Origin of the sequence: Bremerella sp. JC817 (assembly GCF_040718835.1) — a bacterium.
Taxonomy (GTDB): Bacteria; Planctomycetota; Planctomycetia; order Pirellulales; family Pirellulaceae; genus Bremerella.
In genome coordinates this window covers 958,756-978,426 of sequence record NZ_JBFEFG010000280.1, presented here as the reverse complement: position 1 = coordinate 978,426, position 19,671 = coordinate 958,756, and the positions used below count along the sequence as shown (strand labels likewise).

At 57.6% G+C, this 19,671-nt stretch carries 15 protein-coding genes; 10 read left to right on the top strand and 5 right to left on the bottom strand.

The features are described from left to right. Positions 1-24 precede the first annotated feature (24 nt). From pilM to AB1L30_RS22360, 3 genes are all read left to right on the top strand, one after another. Complete coding sequence (gene pilM, locus AB1L30_RS22370) at positions 25-2,637, top strand: pilus assembly protein PilM (RefSeq protein ID WP_367016146.1); 2,613 nt, start codon at positions 25-27, stop codon at positions 2,635-2,637. Between the two features lie 376 nt (positions 2,638-3,013). After that, positions 3,014-3,958 (top strand): DUF1559 domain-containing protein, encoded by a 945-nt coding sequence (locus tag AB1L30_RS22365; protein WP_367016144.1) that lies wholly within the window; start codon positions 3,014-3,016, stop codon positions 3,956-3,958. 54 nt (positions 3,959-4,012) lie between these two features. Beyond that, on the top strand, positions 4,013-4,468 hold the full coding sequence (locus tag AB1L30_RS22360; protein WP_367016142.1) for a hypothetical protein: 456 nt from the start codon (positions 4,013-4,015) through the stop codon (positions 4,466-4,468). A gap of 107 nt (positions 4,469-4,575) precedes the next feature. Here the strand turns inward: AB1L30_RS22360 and AB1L30_RS22355 are convergent, their stop codons facing one another. Further along, positions 4,576-6,813 carry a DUF4159 domain-containing protein gene (locus AB1L30_RS22355; RefSeq protein ID WP_367016140.1) on the bottom strand — a complete coding sequence of 746 codons (2,238 nt, stop codon included), beginning with the start codon at positions 6,811-6,813 and terminating at the stop codon, positions 4,576-4,578. 538 nt (positions 6,814-7,351) lie between these two features. Here AB1L30_RS22355 and AB1L30_RS22350 point away from each other — a divergent pair. From AB1L30_RS22350 to AB1L30_RS22330, 5 genes are all read left to right on the top strand, one after another. Next, positions 7,352-8,308, top strand: a complete 957-nt coding sequence (locus tag AB1L30_RS22350; RefSeq protein ID WP_367016472.1) for a MoxR family ATPase — start codon at positions 7,352-7,354, stop codon at positions 8,306-8,308. Continuing rightward, positions 8,305-9,201, top strand: coding sequence for a DUF58 domain-containing protein (locus AB1L30_RS22345; protein ID WP_367016138.1), 897 nt, complete (start codon positions 8,305-8,307; stop codon positions 9,199-9,201). Before AB1L30_RS22350 ends, AB1L30_RS22345 begins: the two co-directional genes overlap by 4 nt. Positions 9,202-9,204: 3 nt before the next feature. Continuing rightward, the gene (locus tag AB1L30_RS22340) at positions 9,205-11,559 is read left to right on the top strand and encodes a BatA domain-containing protein (RefSeq protein WP_367016136.1); all 2,355 of its coding nucleotides are present in this window, start codon (positions 9,205-9,207) and stop codon (positions 11,557-11,559) included. Positions 11,560-11,562: 3 nt separating this feature from the next. Next, positions 11,563-13,830 (top strand): glutamine amidotransferase, encoded by a 2,268-nt coding sequence (locus AB1L30_RS22335; RefSeq protein WP_367016134.1) that lies wholly within the window; start codon positions 11,563-11,565, stop codon positions 13,828-13,830. A 66-nt stretch (positions 13,831-13,896) separates the two neighbouring features. Then, on the top strand, positions 13,897-14,652 hold the full coding sequence (locus AB1L30_RS22330) for a DUF695 domain-containing protein (protein ID WP_367016133.1): 756 nt from the start codon (positions 13,897-13,899) through the stop codon (positions 14,650-14,652). Positions 14,653-14,741: 89 nt separating this feature from the next. Here the strand turns inward: AB1L30_RS22330 and AB1L30_RS22325 are convergent, their stop codons facing one another. After that, a complete protein-coding gene (locus AB1L30_RS22325; RefSeq protein ID WP_367016131.1) occupies positions 14,742-15,452 on the bottom strand; it encodes a DUF4198 domain-containing protein in 711 nt (236 codons plus the stop codon). A gap of 60 nt (positions 15,453-15,512) precedes the next feature. Next, the gene (locus AB1L30_RS22320) at positions 15,513-15,947 is read right to left on the bottom strand and encodes a hypothetical protein (RefSeq protein WP_367016129.1); all 435 of its coding nucleotides are present in this window, start codon (positions 15,945-15,947) and stop codon (positions 15,513-15,515) included. Positions 15,948-16,346: 399 nt separating this feature from the next. Here AB1L30_RS22320 and AB1L30_RS22315 point away from each other — a divergent pair, with 399 nt between their 5' ends. Beyond that, the gene (locus tag AB1L30_RS22315) at positions 16,347-16,547 is read left to right on the top strand and encodes a hemin uptake protein HemP (protein ID WP_345088572.1); all 201 of its coding nucleotides are present in this window, start codon (positions 16,347-16,349) and stop codon (positions 16,545-16,547) included. On the opposite strand, the gene AB1L30_RS22310 is transcribed toward AB1L30_RS22315, so the two are convergent. Together AB1L30_RS22310 and AB1L30_RS22305 are read right to left on the bottom strand one after the other, a co-directional pair. Continuing rightward, on the bottom strand, positions 16,531-18,216 hold the full coding sequence (locus AB1L30_RS22310; RefSeq protein WP_367016127.1) for a serine/threonine-protein kinase: 1,686 nt from the start codon (positions 18,214-18,216) through the stop codon (positions 16,531-16,533). The two genes, AB1L30_RS22315 and AB1L30_RS22310, sit on opposite strands and share 17 nt — an antisense overlap. Positions 18,217-18,240: 24 nt before the next feature. After that, the gene (locus AB1L30_RS22305) at positions 18,241-18,870 is read right to left on the bottom strand and encodes a sigma-70 family RNA polymerase sigma factor (RefSeq protein WP_345088575.1); all 630 of its coding nucleotides are present in this window, start codon (positions 18,868-18,870) and stop codon (positions 18,241-18,243) included. A 190-nt stretch (positions 18,871-19,060) separates the two neighbouring features. Between AB1L30_RS22305 and AB1L30_RS22300 the strand changes: the two genes are divergently transcribed. Next, positions 19,061-19,627, top strand: a complete 567-nt coding sequence (locus AB1L30_RS22300; protein WP_367016125.1) for an RNA polymerase sigma factor — start codon at positions 19,061-19,063, stop codon at positions 19,625-19,627. Positions 19,628-19,671 lie beyond the last annotated feature (44 nt).

Here is a 19,671-nt window from a genome sequence, read left to right as displayed (position 1 = left end):
GGCATTTGTCTTCATACAGCCTTCATGATCCATAAATACACTGGTGCCATGCCCACCACCGACTCAACTATCGATCCGTACGACCGTCTCCTTCGGGTTAAGACCGAGGGGAAGACGCCTGACTTCTATACCCTGCTTCGGCTCGACCTGTACGAGGATGACATCAACTTCATCCGCAGCCATGGCGAGAAAGCCCGTAAGCAGCTCCACGCGAAGTTCGGCGAGATCGACCCGGCCCAGTGGCGCGATGTCTTCAATCATGTCGAAGACGCGATCGCCACGTTGACCGATCCCGATAAGAAAAACGAGTACGACAAGAAGCTGAAACACGAACAGAATGGTGCCACACTTAAGACAGCCAGCAGCAACGGCGTCGGAAGCAATGGCCATGGTGCGGCTCATGCCGGTGATCGGATCGATTGCCGGAAGTGCTCGACGCCGAACCCACCTTCGCGAAGGTTCTGCTCGGCTTGCGGCGATGCGCTGTACGTGGCGTGTCCTCAGTGCGGTGGCATGAACACCGTGCACGAACGCTTCTGCGGCGAGTGCGGTGTGAACCTGCAAGCGTCGGCCAACGCCCAGCGTGAAGCTCTTGAGGCGAAGTTCGATGAAGCGGAAGCGTTGCTGAAAGATGGTCGCCACGACCGGGCCTGCGAAACGCTTCGGCAGTTGACCAAGGCGCAGCACGAAGGGGAAATGGAGTTCGCCAAACGGGCTGCCCGGCTGATCACGCAGATCACGCTCGAAAAAGAACAACTGCTGGCGAAGGCTCCCGAAGTGGAAGCCGAAGCCCGTCAGCTTCGTGACGGCAAACATGCCGAAAAAGCGGTCTCGGTTATTCGCGAGATCCCGAAAGCTTTGTGGCACGAATCGCTACGCGAACTATACGACGAAGTCAGCGAAACGAAAAAGCAAATCAAGCGACTCGCGCAAGAGATCAAGCTGGCCATCCAGGAACGTCGCACTTCGCGTCTGCTGCCAAAGGTCGAGAAGCTGCTGGAACTGAAGCCCCACGACATCTCGGCTCAGCGACTGGCCGAGAAGCTTCGCAAGTCGCAAGACCAGGCCGATCGTTTGAAGCGTGAGAAGCTGGTTGAAAAGGCGAAAGAGTACATCAAGCAGTTCCGCTACGAACGTGCTTACCAGGTTCTGACGGAAGTGCCTGAATCGGTGCGCACCGAGAACTTCATCAAGTTCTTCGACCAGGTCTCGGAACTAGCGTTTCTCTCGGCCGACTTGCGCCGGGCCCGCTACGCCGACCCTGCTTTGGTCGGGATGGCCAGCCGCCTGGTGAAGCTGATGCCGAAGGACAAGCATGCCATCGATCGGCTGCACAAGATCACGCAAAAGTGGGAACAGTCGAAGAAGAATCCCGCGACCGCCGACCGCACCTGGAACGAGATGCCGAAGCAGACTCCGCTGGGGGTGCCGGTCGACTTGTACCCACGTTTCCGCAAATTCAACGCCACCGCCGTTGCCGACAACGAACACTTCGAGAACTTCTCGTCCGGGTTCATCGTGGCCACAGGCCTCGCCTTGCAGGGACTCGGTTTGAGTCGGGTCGAAACGAACCTGATCCCCAACACGTCCGGCGGCGTTTTTGGCTTGTTGGGTGGCGGCAAGAAAGCAGCCGCCGCGGATCTGGCGTGGGGGCTCGACCTGAGTAACTCCGGGCTGAAGGCGATCCTGCTTCGCAAGGAAGTCAAAGGGGACAAGACCAACCAGACCACCGTCGTTCATATCGAACAGATGGTGAAGCTCGATTACAAACGTCCTCTTTCCCGCGCGGACGATGCCGATCGCCGGGGACTGATTCAAGACGTGGTCGATCAGTTCTTCAGCATCGTCGGCAAAGACGCCCTGCAAGACAAGCGTGGCAAGACGAGCGTTTGCTTGAGCTTGCCGGCGACCGAAGTGCTGGGCCGCTTTTTGACGCTGCCGCCGGTCGAAGACAAGAAGATTCCCAAGACGGTCCAGTACGAAGTTCGCCACCAGATTCCTTTCCCGATCGAAGAACTTTCGTGGGACTATCACGTCTGGGAAGACAAGCTCACTTCGGAAGAATTGAATCTGGAAAGTGAAGCAAAGCGGCACTGCGTCGTGGTGGCGACGCGTCTTTCCAAGCTGCAGGAACGTCTCGCCTTTTTGCGTGGTCTGGGGATCACGCCGCACCTGGTGCAAACCGATCAGTTGGCGATCTACAACTTCTTCGACTTCGACCTTTTCTCGGATCCGTCGTATCGCGAGCAGATGGAAGAAACCGAACAGGCCCTGGGCATTCTCGATGTAGGCTCCGATGCCAGTCACCTGGTGATTTGCGGAGCCAACTCGATCTGGTTCCGCAGCCTGGAAGTGGGTGGCGAGAACTTCACCCGTATCCTGGTGCGTCAGATGAGCCTGACCTTCAGCAAAGCGGAAGAACTGAAGAAGAAGCCTGACACGGCCGACGAGATCTTCAAGCTGTACGATGTCCTCGATCCCGTGCTGAAGAACATCTCGAAGGAATCGTCTTACTCGGTGAACACCTATTCAGGCCTCGATCGCGAGCGTCTGGCCGAGGTCAAACTGATTGGCGGCGGTTCGTACATGCACGGCCTGCTCACCTTCCTGCAGCATGGCAAGTTTCTGGACGTTTAATTTCGGGCGATCTTCTGTCGATCGCTCGTCGTCGCCCGGTTTCAAAAATGGCGAAACACGCCCCCAGGTTGTGGAGGGCGTGTCTCTTTCGTGCGCCAGTTTTTTCAGGCCTGACCCCCCAGAAGAACCCATTTATCGCCCGATATGCCTAATGTGCGATTCTACGCTAAACTAGCGGTAATCGGTGTGATTTCTTATCGGGATCCCCTGATCTACACAAATCCGAGCCAGCCAGAAGGGCCGGACTGCGCATTTTTGCTAAATTTCTAGTTGATCGGGAATTATTCCAACAGTAGACTGCGTTACGCCCAATCTGCCAAGCTCCATCAATTTATCCTATTGTTCCTCCACAACGTGCTTTTCAAGGAGCGTTACGATGTCTCGACCTGTGCGGGGTTTTACCCTCGTCGAACTGTTGGTGGTGATCGCCATCATTGGTGTGTTAATCGCCTTGTTACTTCCAGCCGTGCAACAAGCGCGGGAAGCCGCTCGCCGAATGCAGTGCACCAACCAGATGAAGCAGTTGGGCCTGGCGATGCACAACTATCACGACACCTTCGGCCAGTTGCCACCATGTAACTCGGACCTGACTGGTTCGCAGCGTCGCGAATGGGGTTGGGCTCCACGTATCATGGCCCACATGGAACAGAGCGTGATCTTCGATCAGCTCGATTTCACGAAACCAGCCTGGGATCGCCCCAGCGGCTGGAACGTGTCGATGATGGACGACCCGAGCGTTATCTGTAACTACAAGTTCATGCGAATGGAACATCCTCAGTTCCACTGCCCTTCCAACTCGCAAAGCCACGCGGCTGCGGTTCAGCACGACTTTGATCCTGGCTGGGAAATCTCGGAATCGGACTATGCGGCTAACATCGGCGACTACCCGAATGAAACCGGCATCGCTGGTGTCGGCGTGACGGCAACCAACGCAGGTAACGACATCCTGATCCCGCGCGGCGTGATCGGCACGATGGACTACGGCGCCAAGTTCGCGGAAATCAACGACGGCCTTTCGCATACTTACCTGTTGGGCGAATGCGTCGGTGCATGGTCGAACTGGCAGAACTGGGGAGCCGAATGCTTCGCCAATACCGCCTTCCCGATCAATCATCGCAATCGCGAGTTCCTCCAGGGAACGCTCGGCCCAACGGTTTCTCATTGGCGCGAGAACATCAACTTCCGCAGCTTCCACCCAGGCGGCGCCAACTTCCTGCTGTGCGATGGCTCGGTTCGCTTCCTGCCAGAAACCATGGATGGTGCTGCTTACCGTGCCGGTGCGTCGCGTAGCGGTGGCGAAGTGGTTCAAGGCTTTCAATAACCTGGATGTCGAAGGCCTCCCTTCGCAACGCATCTTCAAGACAAGGGTAATCACATGAGATACGCTGCGTATTTCCTGGTTCACTTCGCCCTGGTTGCCATCATCGCTGGTGCCGGTGGCTGCTCAGGCGGACATAACCTGGCCCAGGTCCATGGCACGGTGACCTACCAGGGAAAGCCGCTGAAAAATGGCACGATCATCATCGAAGTCTCAGGCAATCGTCCCGCCTACGGACAGATTGTCGATGGCCAGATCGTGAACGTTTCGACCTTCGAGCAGAACGATGGCGTTCCGGTCGGGGAAGCGACGATCGCGATTAACTCGATCTCGGAGCCAAGCGCCGACAGTAAAGCGGGCGCCGGAGGTTCTTCCGATCGACCTTCCGAATCGGGCGGCATTGTGACCGGCAAGAATATCCTGCCGCTTCGCTACGCCAACCCAGCGACCAGCGGTTTGACCGCGACCATCTCTGCCGGCGACAACGAGCTGAGCTTCGATCTCTCGAAGTAAGTCGGACAAGAAACAGAGCGAGACTCGCACCCACGCGAGTCTCGCTTTTTGATGCGCGGTCGGTTCTGCCCGACGGGAGCTCAAAGAAATGCAGCGGCCGACGGTCGTTACTGCTGCATGGCATACAGCAAGATGTTGGTCGCAATGCGGGCCGCGTCTTCTTTCACATAGCCTTTACACTGCAGCGAAGTGCCACTCTCCATCGCGCAGCTCAGATCGTTCGGGCTGAAGACCACCGCCAGGCGGCCGTCGATCCACAAGCCTTCCAGTTCCGGCGTCGTTTGCCGCTGCACCGATTTCAAGCCACCTTCGTCGCTACCGCGGGTTTGCGGATCGTTGAGCGTGACGCTGCTGAGGTCATAACCGCCATACTCTTCCGAAAGCATCGGGTGATCGATCGGAATCGCTTCGAGCTTCGCCCCAGGGAAGATCGTCGCCAGCTCTCGGCGGAACGCCGTAGTGAATGGCTGGCTGGCACAGATCGAGTCCGCGAACAGAAAACCGCCCCGTTCCAGGTACTCTTTCAAGTTCTTTCGCTGTTCGGTGTTGAGACCGAAGTCGCGACGTCCATGCATGAACAGCAGCGGATAGTATTGGTGCGACTCGTCGGCGAGCGTTACCATCTTCTTTTCGAGATCGAACCGAACCTTCAGGTGATCGCCTGCCACGCGGACCATGTTCGCCAACGCCGCCGGGGCATCGTCCGAGCCACCCACGTGTTGCACCTTCGCGATCTTGAGCAGATTACGATTGGTCGAGTCTTCGACACCAGCGCCGGTGGTCAACTCGACGCGTTCCAGCTTATCTTTCAACTGGCGACCGGTGGCGTAAGCCAACACGTTAGCACCAATCGCGTTGGCCGCTTTGACCTGATCGCGAACCTTCTGAGAAATCGATGGATCGTCGACAAAGCTGCGGCTGCCAGACAATTCCCAGTAGCAGCTCAAATCGCCCGGCGTATACACGACACTTGTGCGGCAACATGCATCCAGACCATACAGCGGCATCGCATAGTCCGCGTTCACTGGCTCTTCGGCGAACCAGACCGGATGATCCGGCGGCAGCAATCGCATCGCACTGTCAGGCAGAATACGTTTGAGCATCGCCCGGAAGTCCTCGTCGAACTTCTTTCCACCGCAGCCTGCTTCGGCGAACAGGAATCCGCCCCCTTCGATGTACTGGCGGAGCAGTTCTTCATTCTTGGCGTTGATCTGGAAGCCATCTTTCGCACTGATCCACAGCACCGGCGTCTGCAGCATCTCTTCGGCCGACTTCACCGCGCCCAGGTCGATGACCTGCCAGGTCATATGCTGCTTCCACAAGCCTTCGACGTAGTGATTCAAATTGTGCAGATCGTGGCGATGTGGATTCCAGTCCGCGTTCGCCGTGTAACGCAGCTTCGACACCAGCACCGGGCGACGCCCCTTCGCCAGGAACAGCAAAGCGAAGCTGGTCGAGATGAGCGGGTTATCGAGTTCGACGACGCCGGTCCCCTTCCAGCTTCCCTGGAGTCGGTCTTGCCAGGCAACCAGCAGTTCGGCCCCTTCGCGATACCAGTCGTGCGTTCCGAGAAATCGTCGGCCGCTCAAGCGTCCAACACGCTCGATCCCATAGAGGTAATACAACAGCGAGTTTCCGCCGCCGCCACCTTCCGATGGATTCGTTCGCAGGGTCATGTTGCGGGCCAGCCAATCGAAGCCGCGATCGACCGACGATTCCTGCTTGAGCGGCAGGCAGCAATTGACGTTATCGCCGTTGATTTCGACGTCGCCTTGTTCCAGGCGTTTAGTCGTGATGATCATCGACGTGATACCAGCACAGGTCATGCTTCCGGTGCCAGGGGCTCCCGGATAATAACCCCATGATCCACTACCGTTTTGCATCGATTCCCAGCGAAAGAAGGCGCGACGCCAGGTTTGCTCTTTGACCTGGGCACCATGCTCGGCCGCTTCGTCGAGTGCCAGCAGGGCGAACTGACTATTACTGTTGTCGCCCACGCCAGGGCCACCCTGCGTCGCGCCATAGCTCCACAAGCCAGCACGTTCGCCAGATTCGACCTGAAAGCTTTCCAGCAACGCGGCATTCGATTTGATGAGCTGCAGATCTTTTTCCGGGTCGACGGCACAAAAGACCATCGTCTGCAGCGACAAGGCATAGGTCTTTTGAGGGCGTGTGTTCCTCAACGAGGTGAGCGCTTTTTGAATGACCGGGTCATCTTTCGGGACGCCCGATTCCAAAAGTGCCAAAGTAACGAGCGATGTTACCCCCCCGTCGAAGTCGTGGTAATTTGGCCAACTTCCATCCGACTTTTGCGCCTGCTTAAGATAGCGAATCGCGCGATCCATGGCGTCGCGTACATCTTGCGGGGTAACCCCACCGCGCGTTGGCGCACGCTGCGCCTGCAAAGTCGGCGTAAGCAGAAAAAATGCCACAATCAGAGTGCAGCAGCTAGTGATTCTCAGCGGGAACAAACGGCAGTTCTCCCAGGGACACGTCGCGATTGCTTCTTTTCATCTTAGGATTCCCTTCCGAAGACACAAGCAACATGCCGATGCGTTGTTTCGTTGGAAGGACGTTTCTACAATCACTGGGCGGCGTTGCTCGTTTTGTTCGACGGAAACCAAATCTCTTCCCTCGCGTAACTTACAATGGCCCAACTTGCGAACATTGGGCAAGCTATCGAGGCTTTCGCTGCCCTAAGATCGCCTGAGACGCCCCCTTCGGGCGAGGTGGCTGGTACAAACCAGTCGCCACTTTTGGCTTTCGCTTTCCAGCGTTACCTATTCAACATCGACGATTCCCATCCGAGACAAGGCGTCTATTGTGGGCAAAACCAGAAACCTGGGCGAAGTTCTTCAAGAGTTCAAACAACAACGCATCGTGATGCAGCAAGAGCTGCAGAAGGTAATCGTTGGACAAGACGAAGTCATCGAGCAACTGTTCGCGGCCATTTTTACGCGCGGTCACTGTTTGCTGGAAGGGGTGCCCGGGCTGGCGAAGACCTTGATGGTCAGCACGCTGGCCAAGGTGCTCGACATGCAGTTCAAGCGTATTCAGTTCACGCCTGACCTGATGCCTTCCGACATCACCGGCACCAACGTGCTGGAAGAAGACGAAGATGGTCGCCGCAACTTCCGCTTTGTCGAAGGTCCGGTCTTCACCAACATTCTGCTGGCGGACGAAATCAACCGTACGCCTCCGAAGACGCAAGCCTCGCTGCTGCAAGCGATGCAAGAGCGTGAAGTGACCGTCGGCCGTGAAACGATGGACCTGCCCGAGCCGTTCTTCACCATCGCCACGCAAAACCCGATCGAGCAGGAAGGGACCTATCCGTTACCGGAAGCCCAGCTCGACCGTTTCATGTTCAATATCATCATCGACTATCCTTCGCTCGACGAAGAAGAACGAATCTTGATGGCGACCACGCGTCAGGAACGAGTCGAAGTTCGCAAGGTGTTTTCCAGCCGAGCGATCCTCAACATTCAAAAGCTGGTTCAATCGGTGGCGGTCAGTGAATACGTGATCAAGTATGTGGCCCGGCTGGTGCGTGCCACGCGGCCCCGCGACTCCGAAGCACCTCAATTCATCAAAGAACTGGTCGACTGGGGTGCCGGTCCGCGTGCCGGGCAGAATCTGATCAATGGCGGCAAGGCAATCGCCGCCATGGAAGGCCGCTTCTCGGTCGCGATCGAAGATGTCAAGAAGATCGCCATTCCGGTGCTGCGTCACCGCATCGGAACCAACTTCCAGGCCCAAGCCGAAGGCATGACCAACGTCGATGTCATCACGCGGCTGCTGGAAGAAATCCCCGAACCCAAGATCGAAAAGTTTGACCGTTGACCACTGCCGAAAGTTATCTGAAGCCTGAGGTGATCCGCCAGATCTCGCGGCTCGACCTGCGCGCTCAGTTCGTGGTGAAAGGCTTTCTGCAGGGTCTGCATGCCAGTCCTTACCATGGCTTTTCGGTCGAGTTCAGCGAGCATCGTCGCTACGAACATGGAGACGATCCGAAGGACATCGACTGGCTGGTCTACGCCAAGACCGATCGCTACTACATCAAGAAGTTCGAAGCGGAAACGAACATCACCGGCTACCTGGCGATGGACCTGAGTCGTTCGATGGCATACACCTATCGCCAAGAGATGACCAAGTTCGATTACGCCATCAGCCTGGCTGCGGCACTCTGTTATTTGATGGTGCACCAGCAAGACCCGGTTGGGCTGGTCACCTTCGACACCAAGATCCGCGCGAGCCTTCCTCCGAAATCGAAACGGAAACAACTGGGGGATGTCCTCTCGCTGCTGGCCAACTTGAAGCCGACCGGCGAGACCGATATCGGGCACAGCCTTTCGCAATTGGCGGCCATGCTCAAGCAACGCAGCGTGGTGATGATCTTTTCGGATCTGCTGGCCGAACCCGACGAAGTGATGCGTGCCCTGTACCAACTGCGGCATCGCAGTCACGACGTGATCTTGTTCCACATCATGGACGAAGCGGAAGTCACCTTTCCGTTTGATGGCATGGTCGAACTGGAAGATCCCGAAACGAAAGAGCGAATGAAGGTCGACGCCAACAACTATCGCCGCGACTATCAGACCGAACTGAAAGCGTTCCGCGACAAGTATCGCCAAGACTGCTTTCAGGCAGGCATCGACTACGTGGAGCTCGACACAAGCATGCAGTTCGACAAAGCGTTGACCGAGTATCTCATCAGCCGGCAGTCGAGGTTTTAGCCCATGCAGTTCGCCAACGTCGGCCTGCTGCTGGGAGGCCTGCTTATCGCGGTGCCAATCGTCCTGCATTTGGTAATGCGGCAGCAGCCGAAACAACTCGAGTTCCCTGCCCTGCGTTTCGTTCGGCAACGCAGCGTGCAAAACACACGTCGCTTGCAACTAAAGCACTGGGTACTGCTCGCCCTGCGTTGTCTGGCAGTGCTGGTGCTGGTGGCGGCTCTTGCACGGCCTGGGGTCGCGTCGGCGGCACTTGGCAAATGGGTGCTGACCGGATCGCTCGGCATCATTCTGTTAATTGGCGCGTTCGTCTCGGCCGCGGCATGGCTGGGTGGCGAAAACCGCACGCTCGCCTATATTTTGACCGCGATCACGGCGCTGGTCGGCTTAGGAACGATCGGCACCGGCGTCATGGCGATGACCAGCAGCAGCGGCCCAATCGTCGGCGAACAGGAAGCTCCCGTCGCGGCGGTGATCATCGCCGACACTTCACCGCGCATGCTGTATCGGCATCAGAATCAAACGCGTCTGGAGAAAGCCCAAGAGTTGGGCATGTGGCTGACATCGCAGCTTCCCGAAGACAGCGAGATGGCGATTCTCGATCAGCGTGGTCAAACGGCCGTTTTCGCTCCTGATCGTGGTGCAGCTCGGCAAGCGCTGCAGCGGCTCGAGATCGCGGTGGGTGGCAAGTCGCTGATCGACTTGACCAATAACGCCTTGGATATGCTGCAAGACCATCCGCTGGCCCGGAAAGAGATCTACGTGCTGACCGATCTCGCGGCGCCGGCCTGGGATGCCGATCAGGCCCAGCGTTTGAAAGCGAAGCTCGCCGAACAGCCTGACATTCCGCTGTACATCGTGGATGTCGGAGCCGACGACGTTCGCAACGTGGCGATCAGCGACCTGGTTCTTTCGTCGGAGAGCGTTTCAGAGAACGAAGACGTCATGCTCCAGGCCGAGGTCGTGGCCGACGGCAGTTCGGAACCGAAGACGATCGAACTCTTCATCGAAAAGCAAGACGATCGCCTGCCCATCGTCGAGAACGGCAAGCTGATCGTCCCAGAAGCGACGCGGCGGAATCGTCAGACGATTGAACTGGTCGACGGGCAGCCTCGCGCCGTTCCGTTTCGACTCCCTTCGTTGACCGCCGGCACCCATCATGGCTGGGTCGAACTACTCGGCGATGATGGCCTGAGCGCCGACAACAAACGCTGGTTCACCATCGAAGCACGCACGCCATGGTCGCTGCTGGTGGTCGAGTCGGCCAATGCCGAGAGCCGCGATCTGGTCAACGCGTTGGCACCGCGAAGTTATCGCGACGCGGGACGAGGAGCCTTCCAGGTCGAAATCATCAAGCAAGACGATTTAACGCAAGCGAAGCTGGACGAATACCAGGCGGTCGTGCTGCTTGACCCAGGCCCGATGCCCGACGCGAACTGGGAATCGCTGGAAAGCTTCGTGCAGCGTGGCGGCGGCTTGATGCTATTTTTGGGACGCGCCGCCGTGAAGGCCGACTTCGATAAAGAGGCCCCGCAGAGCGTTCTGCCTGGCAAGCTTTCACGACAGTGGCGAGCCGGCGATAACCTTTGGTATCTCGACCCGCGCGAATATCAGCATGTCGTGTTGTCTCCTTTCCGCGACATCGGTGCTTCGGTTCCGTGGCGTGAGTTTCCGGTCGATCGATTCTGGTCGTTGACCGATATCGACACCGATAGCAACACGATCGTTCCGTTCAGCAACGGAGCCCCTGCCCTCATCGAACAACGGCTTGGCAAAGGGATCGTGCTGACGTTTCTTTCATCGGTCAGCGATCCAACGGACGATGCCTGGAACACCCTGTTCACCGGGTTTCAGTCGTGGCCGTTCTTTGTGCTCTCGAACCAGATGGCTCGCTACGTTGTCCGGGGTGGCGAACAACGATTTAACTATACCGCCGGCGATGTTGCTACGGTCGAAACGGCCCCCGGCGAAGAGGCCACAATTCATCTGCTGTTCACGCCGAACGGACTCGATCCACAAGAAGTGGTGCCTGACTCCGGTACGATCACGATCCCGTTCACCAGCAGCCTGGGAACCTATCGCGTTCGTCCCCGGACCGGCGGCAAGTCGTCCGGCTTCAGTGTGAACCTTCCTCCCTTCGCTACGCGGATGGAGAAGCTGACCGAAGCCCAACTGGACGACATCCTGGGAGCAGGTCGCTATCGACTGGCTCGGCAGCAGGAACAAATCGTTCGCGAACAAGGCAAAGCACGACTGGGGGTTCCGTTGTTCCCTTGGCTGATGCTGATCGTGGTGATTGTGTTTGGTCTAGAGAATGTCTTGGCCAATCGTTTCTACCGACAACAAGCAACGGAATCGTAAGACGTGTCGTACTGGTATCTGCAACCTTTGGGCGAAAGCTATCTCCTGGTGGGGATCTTGGTGTTCGCGCTGGTTGCGCTGCTGGCGATTCGTCCGCAGTTCCAGGGTCTCACGCCGCGTCGCCATTGGATTCTGACCGGGCTGAGGTTCGCGGTGATCTTGCTCATCGCGCTGACACTGCTTCGCCCGACCTGGGTTCGTACGGTGAAAGAAACCCAGGGCTCGCTGCTGGTCGTGCTGTTCGATTCCAGTCGCAGCATGACCGTTCCAGACGCCGCCGATGGCGTCCCGCGCTGGGATGTGCAGCGGGAATTGCTGCAGCGAATGGCCCCGCAACTGGCGAACCTCGGCGACAACTTCGAGGTCGCTGTCTATCAGTTTGACGAAGCCGCCAAGCGAGTCGAGTTCGTCGATGGCGTACTGGCGATGCCAGCCGCGGCGGATGGTCGCTTCACCGATATTGGCTCGTCGATTGCGGAAGTGATGCAGCAAAACATCGGCAAACAGCTTGCCGGTGTGATCCTGCTTTCCGACGGATCGCAGCGAGTCTATTCGCCCAAGGTTGAAATGCAGCAAGCGGCCCGCGACCTGGCCCGGCTCGATACCCCCCTGCACACGATCCCCTTCGGTAAAGCGCTCGATCCGACCCAGGCCCGCGACGCCGCGGTCGAAACCCTTTCGGATCATTACACCGTCTTCGTGAAGAACGACCTACTGGTCAAAACGGCGGTACGCATCCAAGGGATGGCCAACAAGCCGATACCGGTGCAACTGGTAATCGAAGACGCCAAAGGCCAGAAGACGATTATCGACACGCAGAACGCGACCACCGCGAAGCCGCAAGAGATTGTCGATGTCTCGTTCCGCTATACGCCGCAGCAAGCAGGCCAATTCAAGCTAAGCGTCGTCGTGCCGGAGCAGGACGGCGAACTGGTGATCAAAAACAACATTCTGAGCGCTTACGTCAACGTGCTTGATGGCGGGCTAAAGATTCTTTACCTCGAAAGCAGCACGCTCGATCGACCTGAACAGAAGTGGATTCGCAACGTCATCGCGCAGTCGGCCGACATGGAGCTCGACTTCCGCGTGATCGATCGTCGGCGCCGCGATCAGTGGCCGGTCGATCTGACCGAAACGATCACGCAGGGCAAGTACGACGTCTATATCATCGGCGACGTCGACTCGTCCGCGTTCGGCCCAACCTCGCTCGATATGCTGGCCAAAGAAGTGGAAGATGGCAAAGGCCTGATCATGCTGGGGGGCTTTCACGCGTTTGGTGCCGGCGGTTATCAATCGACAATCTTCCAGAACTTGCTGCCGGTCGAAATGAGCCGCTTCGATCGCCAGGACTTTGACGCTCCGATCCGGACCGACATGCATCTGCCCGGTCCGATTCAGATTGTCACTTCGCGAAACCATTTTCTGTCTTCGCTCGGAACCGATGACAGCGGCACGCCTGCCTTCAGTGCCGTTCCGGCTTTGTCGGGTGCGAACAAACTGGCAGGCGTTAAACCGCGCGGGCTCACCATTCTGGAAACCCAAAACGGACAGCCGCTACTGGTCGCTGGCGAATATGGTCTTGGCCGCACGCTGGCCTTCACCGCCGACAGCACCTGGCTGTGGGTCTTCGCCGGCAAAGGCGATATCCACAAGCAGTTCTGGCGACAGATCATTTTGTGGCTGGCGAAAAAAGATGGCCTCGAAACACGCGACGTCTGGGTGCAACTCGGTCAACGACGTTACGTACCAGGCGCTCCGATCCACTTCACCGCCGGTGCCAACTCGCAAAGTGGCGAGCCGCTGAAAGGGGTGACAATGGAAACGACCCTGATCAGCCCCGATGGTTCACGAACGCCGCTGCGTGCGGTTCCTGCCGATAACATCCTGGAAGGGAACTTCAACGCCAGCCCGCAGACCGGCGATTACACGATCGAAGTGGTCGCGCAGCAAAATGGCGTGACGGTCGGTACCGGTCAGGGACGCTTTTTTGTTTACGACCAAGACCTGGAGCTGAGCGATCCTTCGGCCCGCCCTTCTCAGTTGGCTGCCCTGTCGGCGATCACGCAAGATGTTGGCGGTCGGATGTGGACGCCGGAAGAGTTCTCGCAGCTGCTGGAAGAGATCAAAAGCCGCCCTCCCGAAACGGAAGTCGAGGTCCAGACGAAATGGACCTGGCCTGAATCGACGCGTGATAGCTGGATCAACCTGCTGTTGATTGTTGGACTGCTCGGCTGGGAGTGGTATCTGCGAAAACGCTGGAGCATGGTTTAGATCGCCTGGGCGGCCTCGTATATTAACTAGCGTGAACGAACGCTTACTTCTGAACGAGGCCTGACCATGTCTGATCAATGGGACGCTTACCTGACCAATGTGAACGAGCATCCCGCCGCCATTCTGCTGGACATGGGAGCCTCGGACGATGCTTCGGAAGCAGAACGCCCGCAACTACTGCAAGTGACGTTTCAACTGAACAACCAGGATGAATACGGCCTGCCGACCAGGGACGAATTCAACGCCCTTTATCCCATCGAAGAAGCAGTCGCCGAAGCGATCGAGCAGGCACTGGGGGCCATGCATGTCGGTTACCTGACGACGCAAGGCAAACGTATCCTCTGCTTTTATGCGGCCAGCGGCGAACAACTCGAAGAGGTGACCACCGCCGCCACGGCTCCCTTCACAACGCATCGCTGGGCCTGTAATTCGCAAGAGGATCCCGATTGGGAGTTCTACTGGGATATCCTCTATCCCACGCCGTACGACATGCAGATCATGAACAACCAGAAGGTGCTCAAGGCCCTTTCCGAGTCGGGCGATTCGCTCGAGAAGCCGCGGACTGTAACGCACTGGGCTTACTTCCCAACCGATGCCAGCCGCAACGATTTCGTGATGACGATCTCTTCGCAGAACTTTGAAATCAAAGACCTGATGAACGGCGAAGAGCCGGAAGACGATCGCCCGTTTGGTGTTTGCTTCGAACGAGTTGACCCAGTGGACTTCGACGCGATCAACGAACTGACGCTGGGCCTGGTTCACGAGGTCCAGGAATCGGGCGGCACCTACGATGGCTGGGAGACTTCGGTCGAATCGGAATAGCTTGCCAAGAAACACAACAACCGCGGCGGATTCCCCTGCGACAAGGAATCCGCTCGCGGCTTCTGCTGGAGAGAACGTTGGGCGGTCGACTACTTCGAGTCGTCCGCGAGATTCAAGGTAACCGTCGAGTAGTGACGGATCGTGTCGTACTTCTTCCCGTCCTGATCGCCCGGCTTTTCTTCGACAAACTTGGCACGCACGGTGTAAGTGACCGGCTTCGCATCCTTGAGCAGCACGTTGCCGGCGGCGTCGGTCTTGGTTTTGGTCTCGTTGTACGCGTCGTCTTGAATGACCACTTCCGCTTCGGCGACAGGCTTGCCGTCGAACTGCACTTGCAGCTGAATGCCATCGGCAGTGCGCGAAGGAACGATGTCTAGAGGCAACTTCTGGCTGTCGCAGAGAGTCGCGTTCGCCAGCGACGTGTTATCGATGTACTTGGCGTAGTACTTCAACCAAAACGGGCTGCCTCCCTTGGCCAGCACGCCGTAATCGCAAACCGCTTCCAGCCCTTGCCACTGAGCATCGGGCTGCTGCACGGTCCAACTGCCGTTGGTTCCTTCCACCAGCTTTTCAAGCTTTAGCGGAACGTATTTTCCATCGGCCATGCGGGCAAAGACTTCCGACTGCTGAACGCGATCGAGCAAATCGGCTTCGCTCGGCTCGGGGCCTTCGCCGAAGTAAAGCGAGGCCTGGTTGGGCTGCGACAAGGCAACCCAGACAAAGTGTGCGTGCGCCGACAATCCAAACGTAACGACCAGGGTCAACGCCAGCGAGGTCGCGATCCAATGACGAAACTTCATTTCGGTAACGATCCTAAGACAAGTTGTAAGTGATGCTTGCCGGCGATCATTACCCGAAGGCTAGAACGCGCCGGAGCTTAATTGAAACAGTAGTGGGTTGGGTTTCCCCGCGTGAAATGTCGCGCTAAGGACACCTTTCTTTTCGTAAACCTTCGGAACAAATGCCTTCGGTACCGGGATCCCTTCGCCCCGCTCCACCGACTGCACAATCGCTCCGGCCCCTGGCTGCTGCGCGACGACCGTCACGTAGTACTCGCCAGGTTTGACCCAACTCGAGTTGGTCACGGTAAAGCTTCCTTGCGTGATCTCGGCCGTGATCTCTTTCGCCTCAGGGTTTCCCTTCGGCTTGAACCGAATGACCGCTCCATCCAGCGGCCTTCCATCCAAAAAGACCCGGCCCGAGATCTCTCCGGTCGTGCTTCCACACCCGGCGATCATCATCACGGCCCATGCCATCACCAAGCCAACACTCGCTTGAAATCGGAAACGAGTCATCGTGCTGCGTCCTCGATCGACGTCTTCGACGGTGCCTGCCAGCCCGATGCCGGCAAACTTTCGATCGATTTTAGGACCGCAGCGATCGGCCGAGGATGGCGACCAAGGAACCTTAACGGGAAGTTAAACCACCCATCGTGGCCACGGCAGAAGAACTGCCAGGGCGTTGGATGTCGTCCGGATTCCAGCCAGATCGCAATTTCCTGGATTGAAGCTGGCTGGCACGACTTGCTGGCAAGCTCGCTGAGAATTCGACCTGCGGTTGGCAATTTCTCGCCGCACAGGTTGATACCGAGTATCAATATCGCTATAACCTACCAGAGCGTTAGCCAGTGTCAACGACATCAGCGATATTTTCCTCGGTTCCCATAGACCTGATTTCCCTCGAGATTTTCTCGCATGAATACGTCGCAACGTGATGCCAACATCACCTCGCCCGCCTCAAACGGACACGAAAACGCCCCTGCTCCCCAGTTCACCAAACGGACCATCCAGTCCGAGGAGATCATGGCCGGAGAGAAAGAAGTTTGGATCCAGCATGGCGATGCGATCTATCGCTTGTGCGAGACCAAATCAGGCAAGCTCATTCTACAAAAGTAGAACCGCTGCTCGCTAAGACTTCGCGTCGCACGCGGAGTCGCTGCCGGTAATACTGCAGACCTGGAATAAAGAAGCTGCCTGCGGCGACAATGCCAAACAGAATGTGGGCAGCGTCAGGATAGATCGCCATCGGAATACTGCACGCGAAGAGCGCGAGGGCTTGGAAGTAAAACCAGCCTGTCAGGATACCTCCCTTAATCAGGAAGATCATGCCTGAGATGATCGCCAGCAAAGGCGACAGCTCGAGCGGTGCCAGTCCCAACAGCCATTCAATCGGAAACAGGCAAGCCACGCCAATCAGACCTGCCCCCCATACGTGAGCGATCTGACGCTCGACAAAGGTCACCGGTCCCATTCGGCGCCGTAGATACCAGAAGCAAGCCGCCCAGATTCCTGAGATCACCGTCCAGATGGCGATGTAATGCCAACGGTGACCATCCTGGTTCCATTGCAGGTACTGTGTTGCCAGGCAGCAAATCAGCAGCACCAGGCTATGCCACATCCACAGCAGGCCCCAGTTCTCTAAGACCTGGGCGTTGTGTGTCTCGCGGAACAGCCGCGAGAACACCTGCAGGAATTGTCCACTGCGAGCCGAGATCGCTTCATCGTTGAGGTACGCCTCGAAGTCGTCGCACAGCGACTGGGCGTTGGGATACCGCAAGTCGGTTGGCTTCTGCATACAGCGCAGCGTAATCATCTCGAGATCACGATCGCAGCGCGGATTGACATGGTGCGGAAATGGCGGATCCTGCTCGAGAACTTTCAGCAGCACATCGACCGGCGTACGTCCTTGAAACGGAGGCTGCCCGGTTAACATGGCAAACAAGATCGTCCCCAGTCCATAGACATCGCTGCGGACGCCGACGGCACCTCGGTCGCCACTGGCCTGCTCTGGCGCCATGAAAGCAGGCGTTCCGAGGATGGCACCACTGCGGGTGATGCTGTCGACATCGCTGGTGACCTGTTTCGCCAGCCCAAAGTCGGTCACCACTGGCGAGCCTGTTTTGTCGATCAAGATATTTGACGGCTTCAGATCGCGGTGCAGAATGCCATGCTGATGCGCTTCGTGCACGGCACTGGCCACGATCCGCATCATCTGGGCCGCTTCTTTGGCGGGCATTGGCCCCCGGGCCAGACGCTGCGAAAGCGTCTCCCCTTCGATGTATTTCATGCTGAAGTAGTAACGGCCATCGCGTTGCCCCACTTCGTATACCGGAACGATCCCAGGGTGGCTGAGCCGGGCGGCGGACTCGGCTTCCGCCAGAAAGCGGCTCAGTTCATCTTCCGAGGCAAGCTGTGCCTTGAGGATCATCTTGACCGCGACGATCCGGTTGAGACTCACCTGGCGGGCACGGTAGACGACCCCCATTCCCCCGCGGCCAATCTCTTCCAGCAGTTCGTAGTCGCCAAAGCGAATCGGCAACTGCAGCTGCGAGAGCTTCTCCGGCATCGGCTTTTCATCGGGGCCGGGCTGGGTTACGGAGAGATTCAGCGCGACGGCATCAGCCAGCATGACCGCGCCCCACACTTCCTTCAAATCTGCCGCTAGGTGCGGATGCTCTTGGACGACGGTATCCAGATCGACCACTTCCCCCTTTTGCATTCGCTGGGTCAACTCGTCCAGCAGCTGGGCCAGTTGTTCGTCGATGTGATCCTGATCGGTGGCCATGCAGCGTTTTGAGGGGAAGAGGTTTTATTCGTCGACGGCGGTGGGTCCCAGCAAGGCTCGTAAACGACGGATCGCACGCAGGTACCGCATGCTGGCCGCGGCCGGTGTCAGATCGAGCGCCGCGGCAACGTCCTGGTTCGAGAGTTGTTCGAAGTGTCGCATGATGACCACTTCGCGATCCTGGTCGTCCAGTTCTTCGATGGCGGCCTGAAAGCGGATATGCAGCTCTTGCATGGTTGCCGCTGCCCCAGGCGTGGTATTTTGATCGCACAGCTGGGCGGCGAGGTCGACCGACGACTGGTCCATGTTGAACCCGACGTTCAAGTTCTGCTCGCGGTCGACGCTCCGCTTGCCGCTGACGCGGTGCCGACGATGGGCATCGATAATCCGATCTTTGGCCATATGCCGCAGCCACAAATGGAACGGCATCTTGGGTTCTGCCAGGTAATCGGTCAGGCGGCGGTTGGCGTCGACCAGAACTTCCTGGACAATGTCGCTGGCGTCGACTCGTTGCTGGATGCGTTTATCAAGCCGCATCTCGATCATACGGCGCAGCGAATCGCGATGACGCTGAAGAAGCGCATCGCGAGCCGAAGTGTCTCCATTTCGGGCTCCGTCCAGGAGCTGCTGCGTTTTGTCGGTTTCCGGCCACATACTGTTATTATTTTGGTCGAGAGGGGTAGGCAGCAAGCCGCCAAGGTAGAATTCCGGGGGAACTAGACCGGCATTAACCCACAAAACCGGGCAATCTGGTGTTAAAACGCATCCATTCTGCTAAAAAATCGGTGCCTGGGCGGAATCGTTTTCCCCGGTCACTTCGTCTAGTTAAGCATAAAGGCCCATTGTGGAGCATCCGCGTCGTGCAAGCAGTTCCCCCCCATCGGAAAGCCGAGGGGATTTATTGGAGTCCCATTTTTCGGGTCTTCACGGGGAACTATTGGGCACGTTGTACCACCTTTTGGGCAATATGGAGGACGCGCACGACGCTCTTCAGGAAACATTTATCAAGTGTTGGCGGCATCGAGATCAACTTCCCGAAATTGAGAATGTCAGGGCATGGATCTTCCGCATCGCCGTGAATACGGGTCGCGATATGCGGATGACGGCTTGGCGCCGGAAGCGTCAGGCCCTGGGAGACGAGCAGCAAGCGGTTCCCAGCAACGAGGCCACCCCGGCCTTCCATGCTCAAAGGTCCGAGCAAATGGAACACCTACGGATTGCCGTATCAGAACTGCGAGACGAAGAACGGGAAGTGTTCCTGCTTCGTCAGAACGGTGACCTGACGTACGAGGCAATCGCCGAGACGCTTTCCATTCCGCTGGGAACGGTCAAGACGCGAATGCGTATGGCCCTGACCCACCTGCGACAATATCTGGCCCCAGAAGACCAACCACGAAAGAATCCCTTGTAACTTTCCTTCAGCGTACGAGAAGCCTCGGAGGCGACTCGTGCCCG

Excerpts from the sequence above, each read along its gene's own strand:
- pilM (WP_367016146.1), top strand. The coding sequence starts at position 25 with ATGATCCATAAATACACTGGTGCCATGCCCACCACCGACTCAACTATC.
- AB1L30_RS22365 (WP_367016144.1), top strand. The coding sequence starts at position 3,014 with ATGTCTCGACCTGTGCGGGGTTTTACCCTCGTCGAACTGTTGGTGGTG.
- AB1L30_RS22360 (WP_367016142.1), top strand. The coding sequence starts at position 4,013 with ATGAGATACGCTGCGTATTTCCTGGTTCACTTCGCCCTGGTTGCCATC.
- AB1L30_RS22355 (WP_367016140.1), bottom strand. The coding sequence starts at position 6,813 with ATGGATCGCGCGATTCGCTATCTTAAGCAGGCGCAAAAGTCGGATGGA.
- AB1L30_RS22350 (WP_367016472.1), top strand. The coding sequence starts at position 7,352 with ATGCAGCAAGAGCTGCAGAAGGTAATCGTTGGACAAGACGAAGTCATC.
- AB1L30_RS22340 (WP_367016136.1), top strand. The coding sequence starts at position 9,205 with ATGCAGTTCGCCAACGTCGGCCTGCTGCTGGGAGGCCTGCTTATCGCG.
- AB1L30_RS22330 (WP_367016133.1), top strand. The coding sequence starts at position 13,897 with ATGTCTGATCAATGGGACGCTTACCTGACCAATGTGAACGAGCATCCC.
- AB1L30_RS22325 (WP_367016131.1), bottom strand. The coding sequence starts at position 15,452 with ATGAAGTTTCGTCATTGGATCGCGACCTCGCTGGCGTTGACCCTGGTC.
- AB1L30_RS22320 (WP_367016129.1), bottom strand. The coding sequence starts at position 15,947 with ATGACTCGTTTCCGATTTCAAGCGAGTGTTGGCTTGGTGATGGCATGG.
- AB1L30_RS22315 (WP_345088572.1), top strand. The coding sequence starts at position 16,347 with ATGAATACGTCGCAACGTGATGCCAACATCACCTCGCCCGCCTCAAAC.
- AB1L30_RS22310 (WP_367016127.1), bottom strand. The coding sequence starts at position 18,216 with ATGGCCACCGATCAGGATCACATCGACGAACAACTGGCCCAGCTGCTG.
- AB1L30_RS22305 (WP_345088575.1), bottom strand. The coding sequence starts at position 18,870 with ATGTGGCCGGAAACCGACAAAACGCAGCAGCTCCTGGACGGAGCCCGA.